The 16,760-nt window shown below is 60.2% G+C and carries 14 protein-coding genes; 7 read left to right on the top strand and 7 right to left on the bottom strand.

What is annotated here, in order from left to right:
- Nucleotides 1-224: 224 nt before the first annotated feature.
- Nucleotides 225-1,751 (bottom strand): 2,3-bisphosphoglycerate-independent phosphoglycerate mutase, encoded by a 1,527-nt coding sequence (gene gpmI, locus OPU96_RS25525; protein ID WP_226457628.1) that lies wholly within the window; start codon nucleotides 1,749-1,751, stop codon nucleotides 225-227.
- A gap of 151 nt (nucleotides 1,752-1,902) precedes the next feature.
- On the opposite strand from gpmI, the gene OPU96_RS25520 reads away from it, so the two are divergent.
- Genes OPU96_RS25520 through secB form a run of 3 tightly spaced genes read left to right on the top strand, consistent with a single transcriptional unit; the run spans nucleotide 1,903 to nucleotide 3,083 of the window.
- Nucleotides 1,903-2,316 (top strand): rhodanese-like domain-containing protein, encoded by a 414-nt coding sequence (locus tag OPU96_RS25520; protein ID WP_192298403.1) that lies wholly within the window; start codon nucleotides 1,903-1,905, stop codon nucleotides 2,314-2,316.
- Between the two features lies 1 nt (nucleotide 2,317).
- Nucleotides 2,318-2,569: a glutaredoxin 3 gene (grxC, locus tag OPU96_RS25515; RefSeq protein ID WP_192298402.1), complete on the top strand. Its 252-nt coding sequence runs from the start codon at nucleotides 2,318-2,320 to the stop codon at nucleotides 2,567-2,569.
- A 34-nt stretch (nucleotides 2,570-2,603) separates the two neighbouring features.
- Nucleotides 2,604-3,083, top strand: coding sequence for a protein-export chaperone SecB (gene secB, locus OPU96_RS25510; RefSeq protein WP_226457629.1), 480 nt, complete (start codon nucleotides 2,604-2,606; stop codon nucleotides 3,081-3,083).
- Between the two features lie 128 nt (nucleotides 3,084-3,211).
- Here the strand turns inward: secB and OPU96_RS25505 are convergent, their stop codons facing one another.
- On the bottom strand, nucleotides 3,212-3,667 hold the full coding sequence (locus OPU96_RS25505; protein ID WP_226457630.1) for a tRNA (cytidine(34)-2'-O)-methyltransferase: 456 nt from the start codon (nucleotides 3,665-3,667) through the stop codon (nucleotides 3,212-3,214).
- Between OPU96_RS25505 and OPU96_RS25500 the strand changes: the two genes are divergently transcribed.
- Nucleotides 3,666-4,106 (top strand): hypothetical protein, encoded by a 441-nt coding sequence (locus tag OPU96_RS25500; protein WP_192298399.1) that lies wholly within the window; start codon nucleotides 3,666-3,668, stop codon nucleotides 4,104-4,106. The genes OPU96_RS25505 and OPU96_RS25500 overlap by 2 nt on opposite strands.
- A 548-nt stretch (nucleotides 4,107-4,654) precedes the next feature.
- Here the strand turns inward: OPU96_RS25500 and ntrC are convergent.
- The 4 genes from ntrC to glnA all read right to left on the bottom strand — a co-directional run bounded on the left by ntrC (nucleotide 4,655) and on the right by glnA (nucleotide 9,593).
- The gene (gene ntrC, locus OPU96_RS25495; RefSeq protein ID WP_192298398.1) at nucleotides 4,655-6,091 is read right to left on the bottom strand and encodes a nitrogen regulation protein NR(I); all 1,437 of its coding nucleotides are present in this window, start codon (nucleotides 6,089-6,091) and stop codon (nucleotides 4,655-4,657) included.
- A complete protein-coding gene (gene glnL, locus OPU96_RS25490) occupies nucleotides 6,088-7,173 on the bottom strand; it encodes a nitrogen regulation protein NR(II) (RefSeq protein ID WP_010213871.1) in 1,086 nt (361 codons plus the stop codon). The genes ntrC and glnL overlap by 4 nt, the downstream gene beginning before the upstream one ends.
- A 294-nt stretch (nucleotides 7,174-7,467) precedes the next feature.
- Nucleotides 7,468-7,893 carry a cupin domain-containing protein gene (locus OPU96_RS25485; protein ID WP_305391900.1) on the bottom strand — a complete coding sequence of 142 codons (426 nt, stop codon included), beginning with the start codon at nucleotides 7,891-7,893 and terminating at the stop codon, nucleotides 7,468-7,470.
- A gap of 293 nt (nucleotides 7,894-8,186) precedes the next feature.
- Complete coding sequence (glnA, locus tag OPU96_RS25480; protein ID WP_498559923.1) at nucleotides 8,187-9,593, bottom strand: type I glutamate--ammonia ligase; 1,407 nt, start codon at nucleotides 9,591-9,593, stop codon at nucleotides 8,187-8,189.
- Nucleotides 9,594-9,927: 334 nt separating this feature from the next.
- Here glnA and thiI point away from each other — a divergent pair, with 334 nt between their 5' ends.
- Complete coding sequence (thiI, locus tag OPU96_RS25475) at nucleotides 9,928-11,382, top strand: tRNA uracil 4-sulfurtransferase ThiI (protein ID WP_192298395.1); 1,455 nt, start codon at nucleotides 9,928-9,930, stop codon at nucleotides 11,380-11,382.
- Nucleotides 11,383-11,521: 139 nt separating this feature from the next.
- Nucleotides 11,522-13,342, top strand: a complete 1,821-nt coding sequence (typA, locus tag OPU96_RS25470) for a translational GTPase TypA (RefSeq protein ID WP_181080294.1) — start codon at nucleotides 11,522-11,524, stop codon at nucleotides 13,340-13,342.
- Nucleotides 13,343-13,545: 203 nt separating this feature from the next.
- Here the strand turns inward: typA and OPU96_RS25465 are convergent, their stop codons facing one another.
- A complete protein-coding gene (locus OPU96_RS25465; protein WP_017734855.1) occupies nucleotides 13,546-13,980 on the bottom strand; it encodes a YkgJ family cysteine cluster protein in 435 nt (144 codons plus the stop codon).
- 239 nt (nucleotides 13,981-14,219) lie between these two features.
- On the opposite strand from OPU96_RS25465, the gene OPU96_RS25460 reads away from it, so the two are divergent.
- Nucleotides 14,220-16,670 carry a glycogen/starch/alpha-glucan phosphorylase gene (locus OPU96_RS25460; protein WP_498559922.1) on the top strand — a complete coding sequence of 817 codons (2,451 nt, stop codon included), beginning with the start codon at nucleotides 14,220-14,222 and terminating at the stop codon, nucleotides 16,668-16,670.
- Nucleotides 16,671-16,760: the final 90 nt, after the last annotated feature.

Here is a 16,760-nt window from a genome sequence, read left to right as displayed (position 1 = left end):
TATGCCCGGCAAGCGCTGCAAAAAAAACGCCCAATTCGGGCTGGTGGGCAAGATAGGTGCCGAGCGGTGGGGAGATGGCAAAAGGACATCTTCCAAGCGACGCAAAACCAATGTGGGAGCGGGCTTGCCCGCGAATACGGTGTGTCAGTCACTGAAGCTGTCGACTGAACGAACGCATTCGCGGGCAAGCCCGCTTCCACAAGGGGTTGGTGGTGTGCTGTGGATCAGACCAGAATCGAAGTGCCGGTCATTTCAACCGGCTTCTCCAGCCCCATCAGCTTCAGCATGGTCGGCGCCACATCCGCCAGCACGCCGCCTTCGCGCACTTTCAGGTCGCGCTTGCCCACATAGATGAACGGCACCGGCTCGGTGGTGTGGGCGGTGTGGGCCTGGCCGGTGGATTCGTCGGACATCTGCTCGCAGTTGCCATGGTCGGCGGTGATCAGCGCTTCGCCACCGACTTTCTCCAGAGCCTCGACGATACGGCCGACGCAGGTGTCCAGGCATTCCACGGCCTTGATCGCGGCGGCGAGGTTGCCGCTGTGGCCGACCATGTCACCGTTGGCGTAGTTGACCACGATCACGTCGTAACGCTGGTTGTCGATGGCGTCGACGATCTTGTCTGTGACTTCCGGTGCGCTCATTTCCGGCTGCAGGTCGTAGGTGGCGACTTTTGGCGACGGGATCAGGATGCGCTCTTCGCCCGGGAACGGTTCTTCACGGCCGCCGGAGAAGAAGAAGGTCACGTGGGCGTATTTTTCGGTTTCGGCAATGCGCAGCTGGGTCTTGCCGTTTTTCGCCAGGTAGTCGCCCAGCACGTTTTCCAGGCTGCCCGGTGCAAACGCGGCGGGGGCCGGGATGCTGGCGGCGTATTGGGTCAGGCCGACGTAGTGCACTTTCGGCTGGCGCGCGCGCGCGAACTCTTTGAAGTCATCCTCGACAAACACGCGGCTCAGTTCGCGGGCACGGTCGGCGCGGAAGTTCATGAACACCACGGCGTCGCCGTCTTCGACTTTGACCGGCTCACCGATGGTGGTGGCTTTGACGAACTCGTCGCTTTCGCCACGGGCGTAGGCGGCTTCCAGGCCTTGCTGGGCGGTGGCGGCGTTGAACTCGGCCTGGCCGTCGACGATCAGGTTGTAGGCCTGGGACACGCGGTCCCAGCGGTTGTCGCGGTCCATGGCGAAGTAGCGGCCGATGAGGCTGGCGATGCGGCCCTTGCCCAGGGCGGCGAAAGCGGCGTCGAGCAGTTCGATGGACGATTGCGCGCTTTTCGGCGGGGTGTCGCGGCCGTCGAGGAAGGCGTGCAGGTAGATCTTGTCGGCACCGCGCTTGAAGGCCAGCTCGGCCATGGCGACCAGGTGGTCCTGGTGGCTGTGCACGCCGCCATCGGACAGCAGGCCCATGAAGTGCACGGCCTTGCCGGCAGCGACAGCTTTATCGACGGCGGCGCAGAGGGTTGGGTTCTCGAAGAACTCGCCGTCGCGGATCGCTTTGGTGACGCGGGTGAAGTCCTGATAGACCACTCGTCCGGCGCCGAGATTCATGTGGCCGACTTCCGAGTTGCCCATCTGGCCGTCCGGCAGGCCGACATCCATGCCGGAACCCGAGATCAGGCCGTTGGGCATGCTGGCGGTCAAGCGGTCGAGGACCGGCTTGTCGGCCGCGTACACCGCGTTGTCGTGGTGGCTTTCGCTGTGTCCGAAGCCATCGAGAATTATCAGGACCAAAGGTTTAGGCGTAGTAGTCATAGATCCTCTCGTGGCGGTAATAAAGGAAGGCGATTGAAAAGGGAGTGGCAGTTTAAAGCGAAGTTCCAACCGCGTCACCGCTTTACGGGGGTTGGCCCCCCCTGACGGCTGTGTATACTTACCGCCATTTTAACGCCCTGGAACCTCCTTGATGGTTGATCACCTGATTGCATTTGCCACTGCCCATTATCTGCTCGTGGGTGCCTTCGTCATCCTGCTGGCGCTGCTGATCGCTCACGAGATGAGCCGTGGTGGCCGCAGCCTGAGCACATCGGAGCTGACCGCGCTGGTCAACAAGGATGAGGCCGTTGTCGTGGACATCCGCCCGGTCAAGGAATTTGCCGCCGGCCATATCGTCGGTGCCCTGAACATTCCACAGGACAAGCTGGTCGCGCGCATGGCCGAGCTGGAAAAGCACAAGGCCAAGACCATTATCCTGGTCGACGCCCAGGGCCAACACGCCGGCACCCACGCCCGCGAAATGCTCAAGGCCGGTTTCACTGCCGCCAAACTGTCCGGCGGTATCGGCAGCTGGAAAGCCGACAACCTTCCGCTGGTGAAGTGATATGAGCCAGGTTGTCGTATATTCCAGCGATTGGTGCCCTTACTGCATGCGGGCCAAGGCCTTGCTGGAGCAGAAGGGCGTTGCCTTCGAAGAGATCAAGGTCGACGGCAAACCCCAGGTGCGTGCCGAGATGGCCCAGAAAGCGGGGCGCACATCCGTGCCGCAGATCTGGATCGGCACCCGGCATATCGGTGGTTGCGACGACCTGTTTGCCCTGGAGCGCGCCGGCAAGCTTGATGCGCTGCTCGCCTAACCCCTAAAAGACCCCAAGATCACAAGGATCTGCGATGACTGACCAACAGAACACCGAAGCTGCGCAAGACCAAAGCCCACAGTTCTCGCTGCAGCGCATCTACGTGCGTGACCTGTCGTTCGAAGCGCCGAAAAGCCCGGCCATCTTCCGTCAGGAATGGACCCCAAGCGTCGCGCTGGACCTGAACACCCGTCAAAAGGCACTGGAAGGCGACTTCCACGAAGTCGTGCTGACCCTGTCGGTCACCGTCAAGAACGGCGAAGAAGTTGCCTTCATCGCTGAAGTGCAACAGGCCGGTATCTTCCTGATCCAGGGCCTGGACGAAGCCTCCATGAGCCACACCCTGGGCGCGTTCTGCCCGAACATCCTGTTCCCGTATGCCCGTGAGACCCTGGACAGCCTGGTCACCCGTGGCTCGTTCCCGGCGCTGATGCTGGCTCCGGTGAACTTCGATGCCCTGTACGCGCAAGAGCTGCAGCGCATGCAACAGGAAGGTTCTTCGACGGTTCAGTAATCCTGAACCTGACGCAGAACTAAATGTGGGAGCGGGCTTGCTCGCGAATGCGGTCCATCAGTCGATATTTTCAGTGACTGACACACCGCTTTCGCGAGCAAGCCCGCTCCCACATTTGTTATGCGGTGCTATCTAAAGCCCAGCTGGCGCCAGCCTTCGTAAACAGCGACGGCCACGGTGTTGGACAGGTTCAGGCTGCGGCACCCTTCACGCATCGGCAAACGCAAGCGATGCCCGTCAGGCAAGGCATCCAGCACCTCGGCCGGCAGGCCACGGCTTTCCGGGCCGAACAGGAAGGCGTCGCCTTCGGCAAAGCTGGCATCATGGAACGGCCGCGAGCCCTTGGTGGTGAACGCGAACAACCGTGGGTGGCCCAGGCTTTCCAGGCAGCTGGCCAGGTCGGCGTGGCGCTTGAGCGTGGCGTACTCGTGGTAGTCCAGCCCGGCACGGCGCAGGCGTTTATCGTCCATGTCGAAGCCCAGGGGCTCGATCAAATGCAGGTGGCAGCCGCTGTTGGCGCACAGCCTGATAACGTTGCCGGTATTCGGCGGAATTTCTGGTTGAAAAAGGATGACGTGAAACATGCACGGCTCCGAAGGTAAAGATGCGCTGCATTCTACCCCCGAAGACGACCCAAGGCCGAAGCTAATGCCGAGGGTCATGGGCTCTTTGGCGATTGTCGGCATGATGGTCGGGCTGATGATTGGCCGCCTGACCACGCCGGACCCGGTTGAACTGCAACAGGTCGAGACCGCCGCGGACGGTGTGGTGGTGTGGTTCAACAGCGAACCCAAGCTGCATGGCGAGCTGATCGATGGCACCGTGGCGCTGCTGTTCGACGCCAAGGGCAAGGCCGCCGGCGGGCAACTCAAGGTCAATGACAAGGATGTGAACTGGCGCGTGCGCAAGACCGATGGCGGCTTGCTGCTGAACCTGGTGGCGGCTCGGCCGTTGCGCGGGGAGTGGAAGGGCGAGAAGGCCGACGGCCGTTGGCGGTTGGAGATCCATCTCCAGGAGCAATAAAAGAGGGAGTTCCCGGCCTGCCTGTACCAGGGCTCCCAAAACGGGCTGAAGCCGCAACGACTTCGGTGTTAAAGAGGGAAGCCCCGGCCTGCCTGTACCGAGGTTCCCGAAACGGGTGCGGGGCGCGACGCGGTTCGCATCAAGCACCCCAGGGTGTAAAGAGGGGATTCTCGGCCTGCCTGTACCAAGGTCCCCGAAACCGGGTTGTACAGGGGTTATTGCAGGGTGCGTGCCAGAGTGGCCGAGTTGTGCCAAAAAATTACTACAGAAAGCGCAAAGCCCCGGAATACGGGGCTTTGGTGGTTTCTGGCTGCTGTTTTTTTCAGCGCGGCCAGGATTTGAAGCGCTAAACCTGTGCCCGATGCCGGTTCATGGTGCATTCAAGCGGTGCACATCCCCGAAGTTGATGGCGATCCAAATGTGGGAGCGGGCTTGCTCGCGAAAGCGGTGGGTCAGACAGAACATGTGTGCCTGTTACACCGTATTCGCGAGCAAGCCCGCTCCCACGCAAGCCCGCTAGCAAATTGGATTTTCAGTGGAGCTGAGAATCAGGCGTCATCGCCCTCGTCATCATCTCCACCGTCAACCTTCATTCCCAATTCCTTGATCTTGCGCGTCAGGGTATTACGCCCCCAACCCAGCAACACCGCGGCATCGCGACGGCGACCGGCGGTGTGCTTCAAGGCGGTTTCGATCATGATGCGCTCGAACGCCGGCACGGCGCTGTCCAGCAGGTTCGACTGGCCGCGTGCCAGGGCCTGGTCGGCCCATTGGCGCAATGCCTGCTCCCAGTTGGTCACCGGCGCCGAGTCCTGCGGCAGGCTCAACAGCTCCGGCGGCAGGTCGCTGATGTGCACTTCGCGGCCGGACGCCATTACGGTGATCCAGCGGCAGGTGTTTTCCAGTTGGCGCACGTTGCCGGGCCACGGCAGGTTCTTCAGGTATTCCTCGGTCTCGCTTTTCAGCAGCTTCGGCTCGACGGCCAGTTCCTGGGCGGCGCGGCTGAGGAAGTGGCGGGCCAGGGTCGGGATGTCTTCCCGACGGTCCGACATGCGCGGGATGTGGATACGGATCACGTTGAGACGGTGGAACAGGTCCTCACGGAATTTGCCCGCATGCACCAGGGTTTCCAGGTTCTGGTGCGTCGCCGCGATGATGCGCACGTCGACCTTGACCGGCGTGTGCCCGCCCACGCGATAAAACTCGCCATCGGCCAGTACGCGCAGCAAGCGTGTCTGGGTGTCGGCCGGCATGTCGCCGATTTCATCGAGGAACAACGTGCCGCCGTCGGCCTGTTCAAAACGCCCGCGGCGCAGGTTGGCTGCGCCGGTGAACGCGCCTTTTTCGTGGCCGAACAGCTCGGACTCCATCAGGTCCTTGGGAATCGCCGCCATGTTCAGCGCGATGAACGGCGAGGCCGCCCGTGGGCTGTGACGGTGCAGGGCGTGGGCCACCAACTCTTTACCAGTGCCCGACTCACCGTTGATCAGCACGGTGATGTTGGAGTGGCTCAAGCGCCCGATGGCGCGAAACACTTCCTGCATCGCCGGCGCTTCGCCGATGATTTCCGGGGTGCGGGCCAGGGCGGGTGGGGCTTCCTGGCTTTGCTGTTCCTGGGCGTGCTGGTTGGCGCGCTTGACCAGCGCCACCGCCTCGTCCACGTCGAACGGTTTGGGCAGGTATTCAAAGGCGCCGCCCTGGTAGGACGCCACAGCGCTGTCCAGGTCCGAGTGCGCGGTCATGATGATCACCGGCAGGCGCGGGTGTTGCTCACGGATGCGCGCCAGCAGGTCCAGGCCACTGGCGCCGGGCATGCGGATGTCGGAGATAATCACGTCGGGCTGCTGGCGTGCCAGGCGGCTCATCACGCCGTCGGCGCTGTCGAAGCTCTGGGTGGTCATGCCTTCCTGTTGCAAGGCTTTCTCGAGGACCCAGCGGATAGAACGGTCGTCATCGACGATCCAGACAGTTTCACTACGGCTCATGTCGATGGGGCTCCTTGTTCCAGAGGCAGAAAGATCGAGAACGTGGTGTGGCCAGGATGGCTCTCACATTCGATCAGACCCTGGTGCTGGCTGATGATGTTCTGGGTAATGGCCAGGCCCAGCCCGGTACCGTCCGGGCGGCCGCTGACCATGGGAAAGAAGATGGTTTCCTGGAGTTCCGCAGGAATGCCGGGGCCGTTGTCGATGATCTCGACCTTGGTCACCAGGCGATGGCGCACGTGGCCGATGGTGAACTGGCGCAGGGCGCGGGTGCGCAGGCTGATGCGGCCCAGGCGCAGCTCGTTCTGGCTGCTGATGGCCTGCATGGCGTTGCGCACGATATTGAGCACCGCCTGGATCATCTGTTCGCGGTCGATCAATACGTCGGGAATGCTTGGGTCGTAGTCGCGCACCAAGGTGATGCAGCCCTGGCTTTCGGCCTCGACCAGCTGGCAAACGCGCTCCAGGACCTCGTGCACGTTGGTCATCGCCAGGGAGGGCAGCTTGTTGGAGCCGAGCATGCGGTCCACCAGGTTACGCAAGCGGTCGGCTTCCTCGATGATGACGTTGGTGTAGTCCTTGAGGTTGTCGTCCGGCAATTCGCGGGCGAGCAATTGCGCGGCGCCACGGATGCCACCCAGGGGGTTCTTGATCTCGTGGGCCAGGCCGCGCACCAGCATCTTGCTGGTCTCCTGCTTGGACAGTTGCGCTTCTTCCTTGGTGATACGCAGCAGGCGGTCGCGGGGGTGAACTTCGAGCAGCAGCAGGGTGGCGCCATTGCTGAGGATCGGGGTTACGGCGTAGTCGACGGTCAGCGTCTGGCCGGTGAGTGCGGTGAGCATCGCCTCGCGCTTGGTGAACGGGTGTGCCTGCTCCACCGCCTGGCGCAGCGAGCTCAAGGCTTCGGCCGACTCGGTGAACAATTCGCTGATGAACTGCCCATGGCTGCGCTGACCACTGATGGCCAGGAGCATCTCCGCCGCCGGGTTCATGTACTCAAGGCGCAGGTCGTCATTGAGCAGGATGGTCGCGGTGGTCAGGTTGTCGAGTAACAAACGGTGCAGTGCATCACTGATGGTCATCAGGACCTCTTTTGGAGCAAGGCGCGGGCTTGAGGCACACGCTGATACAAGGAAAATGCAAAAACCAAACCAAGGCTCCGAAAAGAAGCGTAAATGCCCTGGAATAGGGGTTTAAGGCGCGAATCTGTGGCGTTCTGCCAGCTTGCTCGGGTAGTTTCGAACCAAAATGGGCTGGCAGGTGTGACGGGTGCAGCCAGTTGCACCAATATAGTGCGGTTTTGTGCCTGTTGTTCAGGAAGTGGTGGGCGGATCGCTTTCTGTGTGTGGTGAAAACGATCCTCGATAGCCGGTGGGTCAACGTTGCTCGGAAAGCGGCATGCCCGCGGTGCCGGCGTAAAAGACCAGAAGTTCGACGGGGGTGTCGCCGGTGACTCCACGATGTTCGGTGCCCACCATCTCGGCGAGGGTTTGCCCTTGTCTCAATGTGCGAGTAACCCCGCTCTGGCGGGTTTCAACGGTCAATTCTCCGGAGACGATATAGGCGGCGTTAGGCATTGGGTGGGTGTGCCATGGCAATTGCGTGTGCGCAGGAATCCTGAGCCTTATCAGCGTGAGCTGCGGCGGCCCGGAGGGGTAGACTCTGTAAGGCTCGCCGTCCCACGACTCGCTGCGCTCAAGCAGCACCTCCTTTTCGATCTGTACGGCGCCCTTTGGCTGGCTGTTGCATCCCAGCAACGATAAGCCCGACGCTGCTGCAATCAAGAGCTTGAGAGTGTCCATGGTCCATCCTGTTCTGTAAGTGAACGGTCAGGCTATGGCGACTTATCCAAGTGAAGATGCAGGACGGTGCTTCAAATCAAGTAGGCCGCGTACACAATTGTCAGCACCCTTTTGTTCAGCGTATCTGAAGCGACGGAAGGCAAGGCTCACGATGCCGTCCGGGCATCCACCAACCGAGTGCGCCGGGCGTGCAGATGCTCGGCCGCGATACCCCGGGCGACTGAATCCGGGGCAAAAAAAGACCTCCCGAAGGAGGTCTTTTTCATCACGCTACTTTAAGCAGCGCTACCGGATCAGCAGCTGTAGTACAGCTCGTATTCCAGTGGGTGTACGAAGGTGCGAACCTTGATTTCTTCTTCGCTTTTCAGGGCGATGTAGGCATCGATAAAGTCGTCGCTGAACACGCCGCCTTTGGTCAGGAACGCACGGCCCTTGTCCAGCTCTTCCAGGGCTTCTTTCAGGCTACCGCACACTTGTGGGATCTCTTTGGCCTCTTCAGGCGGCAGGTCGTACAAGTTTTTGTCGGCGGCGTCGCCAGGGTGGATCTTGTTCTGGATACCGTCCAGGCCAGCCATCAGCAGGGCTGCGAAAGCCAGGTATGGGTTGGCAGCCGGGTCCGGGAAACGTGCTTCGATACGACGGCCGCGTGGGCTGTTGACGTAAGGAATACGGATCGAAGCGGAACGGTTGCGCGCCGAGTAGGCCAGCATTACCGGTGCTTCGAAGCCTGGAACCAGACGCTTGTAGGAGTTGGTCGCCGGGTTGGTGAAGCCGTTCAGGGCCTTACCGTGCTTGATGATACCGCCGATGAAGAACAGGGCAATTTCCGACAGGCCGGCATAACCTTCGCCAGCGAAGGTGTTCTTGCCATCTTTAGCGATGGACATGTGAACGTGCATACCCGAACCGTTATCGCCGTACAGAGGCTTAGGCATGAAGGTCGCGGTGCGGCCGTATGCATCGGCAACGTTGTGTACAACGTATTTCAGGGTTTGAACTTCGTCAGCTTTCTTCACCAGGGTGTTGAACTTGACGCCGATTTCGTTCTGGCCGGCAGTTGCCACTTCGTGGTGGTGAACTTCAACGACCTGGCCCATTTCTTCCAGTGCGTTGCACATGGAGGTACGGATTTCGTGGTCGTGGTCGAACGGAGGAACCGGGAAGTAGCCGCCTTTGATACCTGGACGGTGGCCTTTGTTGCCGCCTTCGATGTCTTGGTCGGACATCCACGAGCCTTGCTCGGAGAAGATTTTGAACATGGAGCCGGAGATGTCGGACTTGAACTTCACTTCGTCGAAGATGAAGAACTCAGGCTCAGGACCGCAGAAGACGGTGTCACCGATACCGGTGGTCTTCAGGTATTCCTCGGCGCGGTGGGCGATGGCGCGCGGGTCGCGATCGTAGCCTTGCATGGTCGAAGGTTCGATGATGTCGCAGACCAGGATCAGGGTCGGCTCTTCGGTGAACGGGTCCAGTACGGCAGAGTCGTCGTCCGGCAGCAGGATCATGTCGGAGGCTTCGATGCCTTTCCAGCCAGCGATGGAGGAACCGTCGAACATCTTGCCAACTTCGAAGAAGTCGTCTTCCAGCGCGTCGCGAGCCGGCATGGTCACGTGGTGCTGAGTGCCTTTGGTGTCCGTGAAGCGCAGATCAATCCATTTAACGTCATGATCTTTGATGAGTTGAACCGACTTCGACATAGTGTCCTCCGGGTGGCTTCGGGCTGGGGTAGTGGAGTTAGCCCTTAGAATGTGGGTGATGCCGGCGCGGATAGTCCGCCATGGCAACCTGCCTCACAAGAGAGCAAATTGCATGCCAGTGCGCCAACATGGGTTTTCTGGTCCAAAAACGCCCCTATAAAGGTGCATTGCGACAAAAGCCCGAAAATGGCGCACCGCAATGTAGCGCACGCACTGGAAAATGCACTGCTTTAGTGCGCTTGCAGTCCGATGCATATTAACTGGTTAAACCTTGAGCGATTTCCGCTATAATCCGCGCCCCCCTTTTTCAGCAGGCCCGGCGCGCGCTGTTTCCATGAAATTAATCGTTAAAGTCTTCCCCGAGATCACCATCAAAAGCCGACCGGTACGGACGCGTTTCATCCGTCAATTGGCCAAGAACATCCGTGCCGTGCTCCGTGACCTGGACCCGGCTGTGGTGGTGAACGGCGTGTGGGACAATCTCGAGCTGGAAACCCGCATTACCGACGCCAAAGCCTTGAAGGACATGACCGAACGCCTGAGCTGCATGCCGGGCATCGCGCATTTCCTGCAGGTGGATGAGTACCCGCTGGGCGACTTCGACGACATCACCGAGAAGTGCAAGCAGCACTACGGCAGCGAGCTTGAAGGCAAGATCTTTTCGGTGCGTTGCAAGCGCGCCGGCAAGCACACCTTCAGCTCCATGGATGTCGAGAAATATGTCGGCAGCAAGCTGCGTCGCGAGTGCGGCGCTGCCGGAATTTCCCTGAAAGCGCCGCAAATTGAAGTGCGCATGGAAATTCGCGACCAACGGTTGTTTGTCATCCACAGCCAGCACAACAGCATCGGCGGTTACCCGCTGGGCGCCCTGGAACAGACCCTGGTCCTGATGTCCGGCGGTTTCGATTCCACGGTTGCCGCCTACCAGATCATGCGCCGCGGCCTTATGAGCCATTTCTGCTTCTTTAACCTGGGCGGGCGTGCACACGAATTGGGCGTGATGGAAGTTGCGCACTTTATCTGGAAGAAGTACGGCAGCTCCCAACGCGTGCTATTTGTAAGCGTACCGTTCGAAGAAGTGCTGGGCGAAATTCTCGGCAAAGTCGATAACAGTCATATGGGCGTGGTATTGAAGCGTATGATGTTGCGCGCTGCGTCCCGGATCGCCGATCAGTTGCAGATCGACGCCCTGGTGACGGGTGAAGCAATCTCCCAGGTGTCCAGCCAAACGCTGCCGAACCTGTCGCTGATCGATTGCGTCACCGAAAAGCTGGTCTTGCGCCCGCTGATCGCCAGTCACAAGCAGGACATCATCGACCTGGCCGAAGAAATCGGCACGGCGGATTTTGCCAAGCACATGCCTGAATATTGCGGGGTCATCTCGGTGAACCCCAAGACCCACGCCAAGCGCAACCGCGTGGAGTACGAAGAACAACAGTTCGACATGGCGGTTCTGGAGCGTGCGCTCGAGAACGCCAAGCTGGTCCCTATCGATCGTGTCATCGACGAACTGGGCCAGGACGTGAAGATCGAAGAAGTCAGCGAAGCCCTGGCCGGCCAGATCGTCATCGACATCCGTCACCCGGATGCCGCTGAAGATGAGCCGCTGGAGATTCCTGGCATCGACGTACAAACGCTGCCGTTTTATGCATTGAACGCGCGTTTCAAGGAACTGGATAACAGCCGTCAGTACCTGCTGTATTGCGACAAAGGCGTGATGAGTCGCCTGCATGCCCACCATTTGCTCAGTGAGGGGCATGCCAATGTGCGCGTTTATCGACCGAGCTAAGAGCCCGGGGCTGTTTGCCTGTGGCCTGCGTCACCGGCCCCCCGACTCTGCCGTCAAGCTGTAACGGCAAGGCCTGACTCTACTGTTAATCGCTGCCACGACCTGTCAGCACACCGAATCCTCTGATCGAGATACACAAGTGATCGAAAATCTACGTAACATCGCCATCATTGCTCACGTTGACCATGGTAAAACCACCCTGGTAGACAAACTCCTGCGTCAGTCCGGCACCCTGGAGCGCAACGAGCTCAATGACGAGCGCGTGATGGACTCCAACGACCAGGAAAAAGAGCGCGGTATTACCATCCTGGCGAAAAACACCGCCATCAACTGGAACGGCTACCACATCAACATCGTGGATACCCCGGGCCACGCCGACTTCGGCGGCGAAGTTGAACGCGTAATGTCGATGGTTGACTCCGTTCTGCTGCTGGTTGATGCCCAGGACGGCCCTATGCCGCAAACCCGTTTCGTGACCAAGAAGGCTTTCGAAGCCGGCCTGCGTCCGATCGTGTGCATCAACAAGGTTGACCGTCCAGGCGCGCGTCCGGACTGGGTTCTGGACCAGATCTTCGACCTGTTCGACAACCTGGGTGCCACCGAAGAACAGCTGGACTTCAAAGTCGTCTACGCCTCGGCCCTGAACGGCATTGCCGGTCTGGACCACAACGACATGGCTGAAGACATGACCCCGCTGTACCAGTCGATCGTCGACAACGTACCGGCGCCAAAAGTTGACCGTGACGGCCCGTTCCAGATGCAAATCTCGGCACTGGACTACAACAGCTTCCTGGGTGTTATCGGCGTTGGCCGTATCGCTCGTGGTAGCGTCAAGCCGAACACCCCGGTTGTTGCTATCGGCGCTGACGGCAAGAAGCGTAACGGTCGTATCCTGAAGCTGATGGGTCACCACGGTCTGCACCGTATCGACGTTGAAGAAGCTTTCGCAGGCGACATCGTATGCGTGAGCGGTATGGACTCCCTGTTCATCTCCGACACCCTGTGTCAGCCGGACAACGTTGAGGCGATGAAGCCTCTGACCGTTGACGAGCCAACCGTTTCCATGACCTTCCAGGTAAACGACTCGCCTTTCTGCGGTAAAGAAGGCAAGTTCGTGACTTCCCGTAACATCAAGGAACGTCTGGACAAAGAGCTGCTGTACAACGTTGCACTGCGTGTTGAAGAAGGCGACTCGGCTGACAAGTTCAAGGTTTCCGGCCGTGGTGAGCTGCACCTCTCGGTACTGATCGAAACCATGCGTCGCGAAGGCTTCGAAATGGGCGTTGGTCGTCCGGAAGTGATCATCCGTCAGGTTGACGGCGTGAAGCAGGAACCGTTCGAAAACGTCACCATCGACACCCCGGAAGAATCCCAGGGCAAGGTGATGGAAGAGATGGGTCTGCGTAAAGGCGACCTGACCAACATGGTGCCGGATGGCAAAGGCCGTGTGCGTCTGGAATACAACATCCCTGCTCGTGGTCTGATCGGTTTCCGTAACCAGTTCCTGACCCTGACCAACGGTGCTGGCATCCTGACCTCGATCTTTGATCGCTACGACACCATGAAGTCCGGCGACATGTCCGGCCGTCAGAACGGTGTTCTGGTATCGGTTGAAACCGGCAAGGCGCTGACCTACTCCCTGGAAACCCTCCAGGCACGTGGCAAGCTGTTCGTTGAACACGGTCAAGAGATCTACAACGGTCAGATCGTTGGTCTGAACAGCCGTGACAACGACATGGGCGTCAACCCAACCAAAGGCAAGAAGCTCGACAACATGCGTGCTTCGGGCAAAGACGAAACCATCGCTCTGGTTCCACCTGTTCGCTTCACCCTGGAACAGGCCCTGGAATTCATCCAGGACGACGAGCTGTGCGAAGTCACGCCTAAGTCGATCCGCCTGCGTAAGAAGATCCTGGACGAAGGCGAGCGTACCCGCGCTGCCAAGAAAGCCAAGAACTGAGTTAACTCAGGCTGAATGAAAAACGCCCCCGGTCGAAAGGCCGGGGGCGTTTTTTTGTGCCTGCAAAATATGTGATGACTGTGTCGGCCCCTTCGCGAGCAAGCCCGCTCCCACATTTGAATGCATTCCAAAGTTGGAACTCGGTCAAATGTGGGAGCGGGCTTGCTCGCGAAAGCGGTAGCCCAAGCAATACAAAATGCGGATCAGAACTTATCGAGCGTCTTGAACTTGGTCTCGCGCACCACTTCCTTGGGCTTGTACGCGCAATACCCCGGCCGCGGCCCGATCTTAGGGTGGTTGCGGCAAGTATCCGGGCGCTTGTCATAAATAGTGCAGAAGCGCGTCTTACGATCCAGGAACAGGCAGTCGTTGTTGCTCATGCGCTGCAGGGTAAAAATCTCGGACTTGGAATTGAAGCGCTCGACGATGCCTTCCTTCTGCAAGCGCTTGGCGATGTTCTTCGCCGGGTCGCCCAGCTCGAACTCATCGACCAGACCAATGCGGATCAGGTCCTTGACCTTCACTTCGACCGGCAGCGTACAGCAGCTGGACACGCAGCCACCGCACATGTGTGCGGAGTATTTCTGCCATGTTTCAAGACGGTCGAGTTCCGCGGCGGCGATCAGTTGAGGCTTCATCAGGGTTCCAAAAGGTGGGGCGGTATCCGGGCGCGCGATCATACCGGGATTGGTGGTTTTTTGAACAATATTTTGCCGGTTTCGGCCGGAAGGCGTGTCTGGGCCAAAGCAGGCACGGCCAATGCATCAAAAACCGCCAAAGGTAAATGCGTTAAAAAAGTGCCGAACCAGAGCGGTCACCGTCTGTCAGACCGTCTAGGCTCTAGCAACTCCTTCTATCTCGCCCGAGGTCGCATCTGATGTCTCAGGAACCACTTGCACGAGAAGCAGAGGTAGCCGCATTTCGCGATGCTGTCTTGACCAAACTCACTTACGCGGTGGGCAAGGACCCGGATCACGCCTTCGACCATGACTGGTTCGAAGCCATTGCCCTGGCCGCCCGCGACCAGATGGTCGACCACTGGATGGACCACACGCGGCGCATTTACCGCAAAGGTCAGAAACGCGTGTATTACCTTTCCCTGGAGTTCCTCATCGGCCGTTTGCTCTACGACAGCCTGAGCAACCTCGGCGTGCTGGAGATTGCCCGCGAAGCCCTGGCCGAGTTGGGCGTGGACCTTGAGCGCATCCGTCTGCTGGAGCCCGACGCGGCGCTTGGCAACGGCGGCCTGGGCCGTCTGGCCGCGTGCTTCATGGAAAGCATGTCGACTCTCGGCATTGCCGGCCATGGTTATGGCATCCGTTATGAACACGGCCTGTTCCGCCAGGCGATTGTCGATGGCTGGCAGCAGGAACAGACCGAACACTGGCTGGATTTCGGCAACCCCTGGGAGTTCGAGCGCCCTGAGGTGGTTTACCCGATCGGCTTTGGCGGCAGCGTCGAAACCACGGTAGACGGCGCGGGCAAGTCGATCCAGATCTGGACCCCCAACGAAACCGTCCGCGCCATTGCCTACGACACCCCGGTTGTCGGCTGGCGCGGCGCCAGCGTCAACACCCTGCGTCTGTGGCGTGCCCGTGCGGTGGAAGACCTGCACCTGGAGCGCTTCAACGCCGGTGATCACCTTGGCGCCGTCGCCGAGGTCGCCCGTGCCGAAAGCATCTCCCGGGTGCTTTACCCGGCCGACAGCACCGAAGCGGGGCAGGAACTGCGCTTGCGCCAGGAATATTTCTTCGTCGCCGCGTCCCTGCAAGACCTGTTGCGCCGCCACAAGAACATGCACGGCTCGGTGCTCAGCCTGGGCGAACACGCCGCGATCCAGCTCAACGACACCCACCCGTCCATCGCCGTGGCCGAGTTGATGCGCCAACTGGTCGACCTGCATGACATTCCGTGGGACGCCGCGTGGGATGTGACGGTTGAAACCCTTTCCTACACCAACCACACCCTGCTGCCCGAGGCACTGGAAACCTGGCCTGTGGGTTTGATGGAGCGCATGCTGCCCCGGCACATGCAGATCATCTACCTGATCAACGCCCAGCACATCGATTCGCTGCGCGCCAAGGGCATCCACGACTTCGACGTACTGCGCGCCGTATCGCTGATCGAAGAAGACAACGGCCGCCGCGTGCGCATGGGTAACCTGGCGTTCCTCGGCTCCCACAGCGTCAACGGCGTGTCTGGTTTACATACCCAATTGATGCGCAGCACGGTGTTCTCAGAGCTGCACAAGCTCTACCCCGAACGCATCAACAACAAAACCAACGGCATCACCTTCCGCCGCTGGCTGTACCAGGCCAACCCCAAGCTCACCGAAATGTTGGTGGAGGCATTGGGCCCGGACATTCTCGACAACATGGAAACCCGCCTGGGCGAATTGGAAACCTTTGCCGAAAAGCAGACGTTCCGCAAAGCCTTCGCCGAGCAGCGCTTGCACAGTAAGCGGGCGCTGGCGCAAATCATCCACGAGCGCCTGGGCATTTCGGTCAACCCGGCGGCAATGTTCGATGTACAGGTCAAGCGCATCCACGAGTACAAGCGCCAACTGCTCAACCTGCTGCACACCGTGGCGCTGTACCAGGCGATCCGCGCCGAGCCGGGCACCGACTGGGTGCCGCGGGTGAAGATTTTCTCGGGCAAGGCGGCGGCCAGTTATCACCAGGCCAAGCTGATCATCAAGCTGACCAACGACATCGCCCGCACGGTCAACAACGACCCCACCGTGCGCGGGCTGCTCAAGGTGGTGTTCCTGCCCAACTACAACGTCAGCCTGGCCGAAAGCATCATTCCGGCGGCGGACTTGTCGGAGCAAATCTCCACCGCCGGCTTCGAGGCCTCGGGCACCAGCAACATGAAGTTCGGCCTCAACGGCGCGCTGACTATCGGCACCATGGACGGCGCCAACGTGGAAATGCACGAACGCGTCGGCGCCGAACACATGTTCATCTTCGGCCTCAGTGCGCAGCAGGTGGAAGCGCGCAAACATGCCGGGGAGTTCAATGCCGGCCCCGATGTTGCCGCCTCCCATCGCCTCAACGATGTGCTGCAAGCGATCCGCGGCGGGGTGTTCTCGCCGGATGATCCGGGGCGTTATGTGGGCCTGATCGACGGGTTGATCGACTACGACCGTTTCCTGGTGTGTGCCGACTTCGATTCCTACTGGGACGCCCAGGCGCGGGTCGAAGCGCATTGGCACGATTCCAAGGCGTGGTGGCGCTCGGCGGTGCTCAATACGGCGCGGATGGGCTGGTTCAGTTCCGACCGGACCATCCGCGAATACGCCACCGAAATCTGGAAAGCGTTGGACTAGACGCCGCACTACGTTGTGGGGGGGGGGGGGGGGGGGGGGGGGGGGGGGGGGGGGGGGGGGGGGGGGGGGGGGGGGGGGGGGGGGGGGGGG

The organism is Pseudomonas sp. RP-B7, assembly GCF_059803535.1.
This window is presented reverse-complemented; position numbering and strand designations above follow the sequence as displayed.

Bases quoted from the DNA above. Each gene is read 5' to 3' on its own strand.
- OPU96_RS25460 (WP_498559922.1), top strand. From the start codon at position 14,220: ATGTCTCAGGAACCACTTGCACGAGAAGCAGAGGTAGCCGCATTTCGC.
- ntrC (WP_192298398.1), bottom strand. From the start codon at position 6,091: ATGAGCCGTAGTGAAACTGTCTGGATCGTCGATGACGACCGTTCTATC.
- glnL (WP_010213871.1), bottom strand. From the start codon at position 7,173: ATGACCATCAGTGATGCACTGCACCGTTTGTTACTCGACAACCTGACC.
- glnA (WP_498559923.1), bottom strand. From the start codon at position 9,593: ATGTCGAAGTCGGTTCAACTCATCAAAGATCATGACGTTAAATGGATT.
- OPU96_RS25520 (WP_192298403.1), top strand. From the start codon at position 1,903: ATGGTTGATCACCTGATTGCATTTGCCACTGCCCATTATCTGCTCGTG.
- OPU96_RS25505 (WP_226457630.1), bottom strand. From the start codon at position 3,667: ATGTTTCACGTCATCCTTTTTCAACCAGAAATTCCGCCGAATACCGGC.
- secB (WP_226457629.1), top strand. From the start codon at position 2,604: ATGACTGACCAACAGAACACCGAAGCTGCGCAAGACCAAAGCCCACAG.
- OPU96_RS25500 (WP_192298399.1), top strand. From the start codon at position 3,666: ATGCACGGCTCCGAAGGTAAAGATGCGCTGCATTCTACCCCCGAAGAC.
- OPU96_RS25465 (WP_017734855.1), bottom strand. From the start codon at position 13,980: ATGAAGCCTCAACTGATCGCCGCCGCGGAACTCGACCGTCTTGAAACA.
- OPU96_RS25485 (WP_305391900.1), bottom strand. From the start codon at position 7,893: ATGGACACTCTCAAGCTCTTGATTGCAGCAGCGTCGGGCTTATCGTTG.
- gpmI (WP_226457628.1), bottom strand. From the start codon at position 1,751: ATGACTACTACGCCTAAACCTTTGGTCCTGATAATTCTCGATGGCTTC.
- grxC (WP_192298402.1), top strand. From the start codon at position 2,318: ATGAGCCAGGTTGTCGTATATTCCAGCGATTGGTGCCCTTACTGCATG.
- thiI (WP_192298395.1), top strand. From the start codon at position 9,928: ATGAAATTAATCGTTAAAGTCTTCCCCGAGATCACCATCAAAAGCCGA.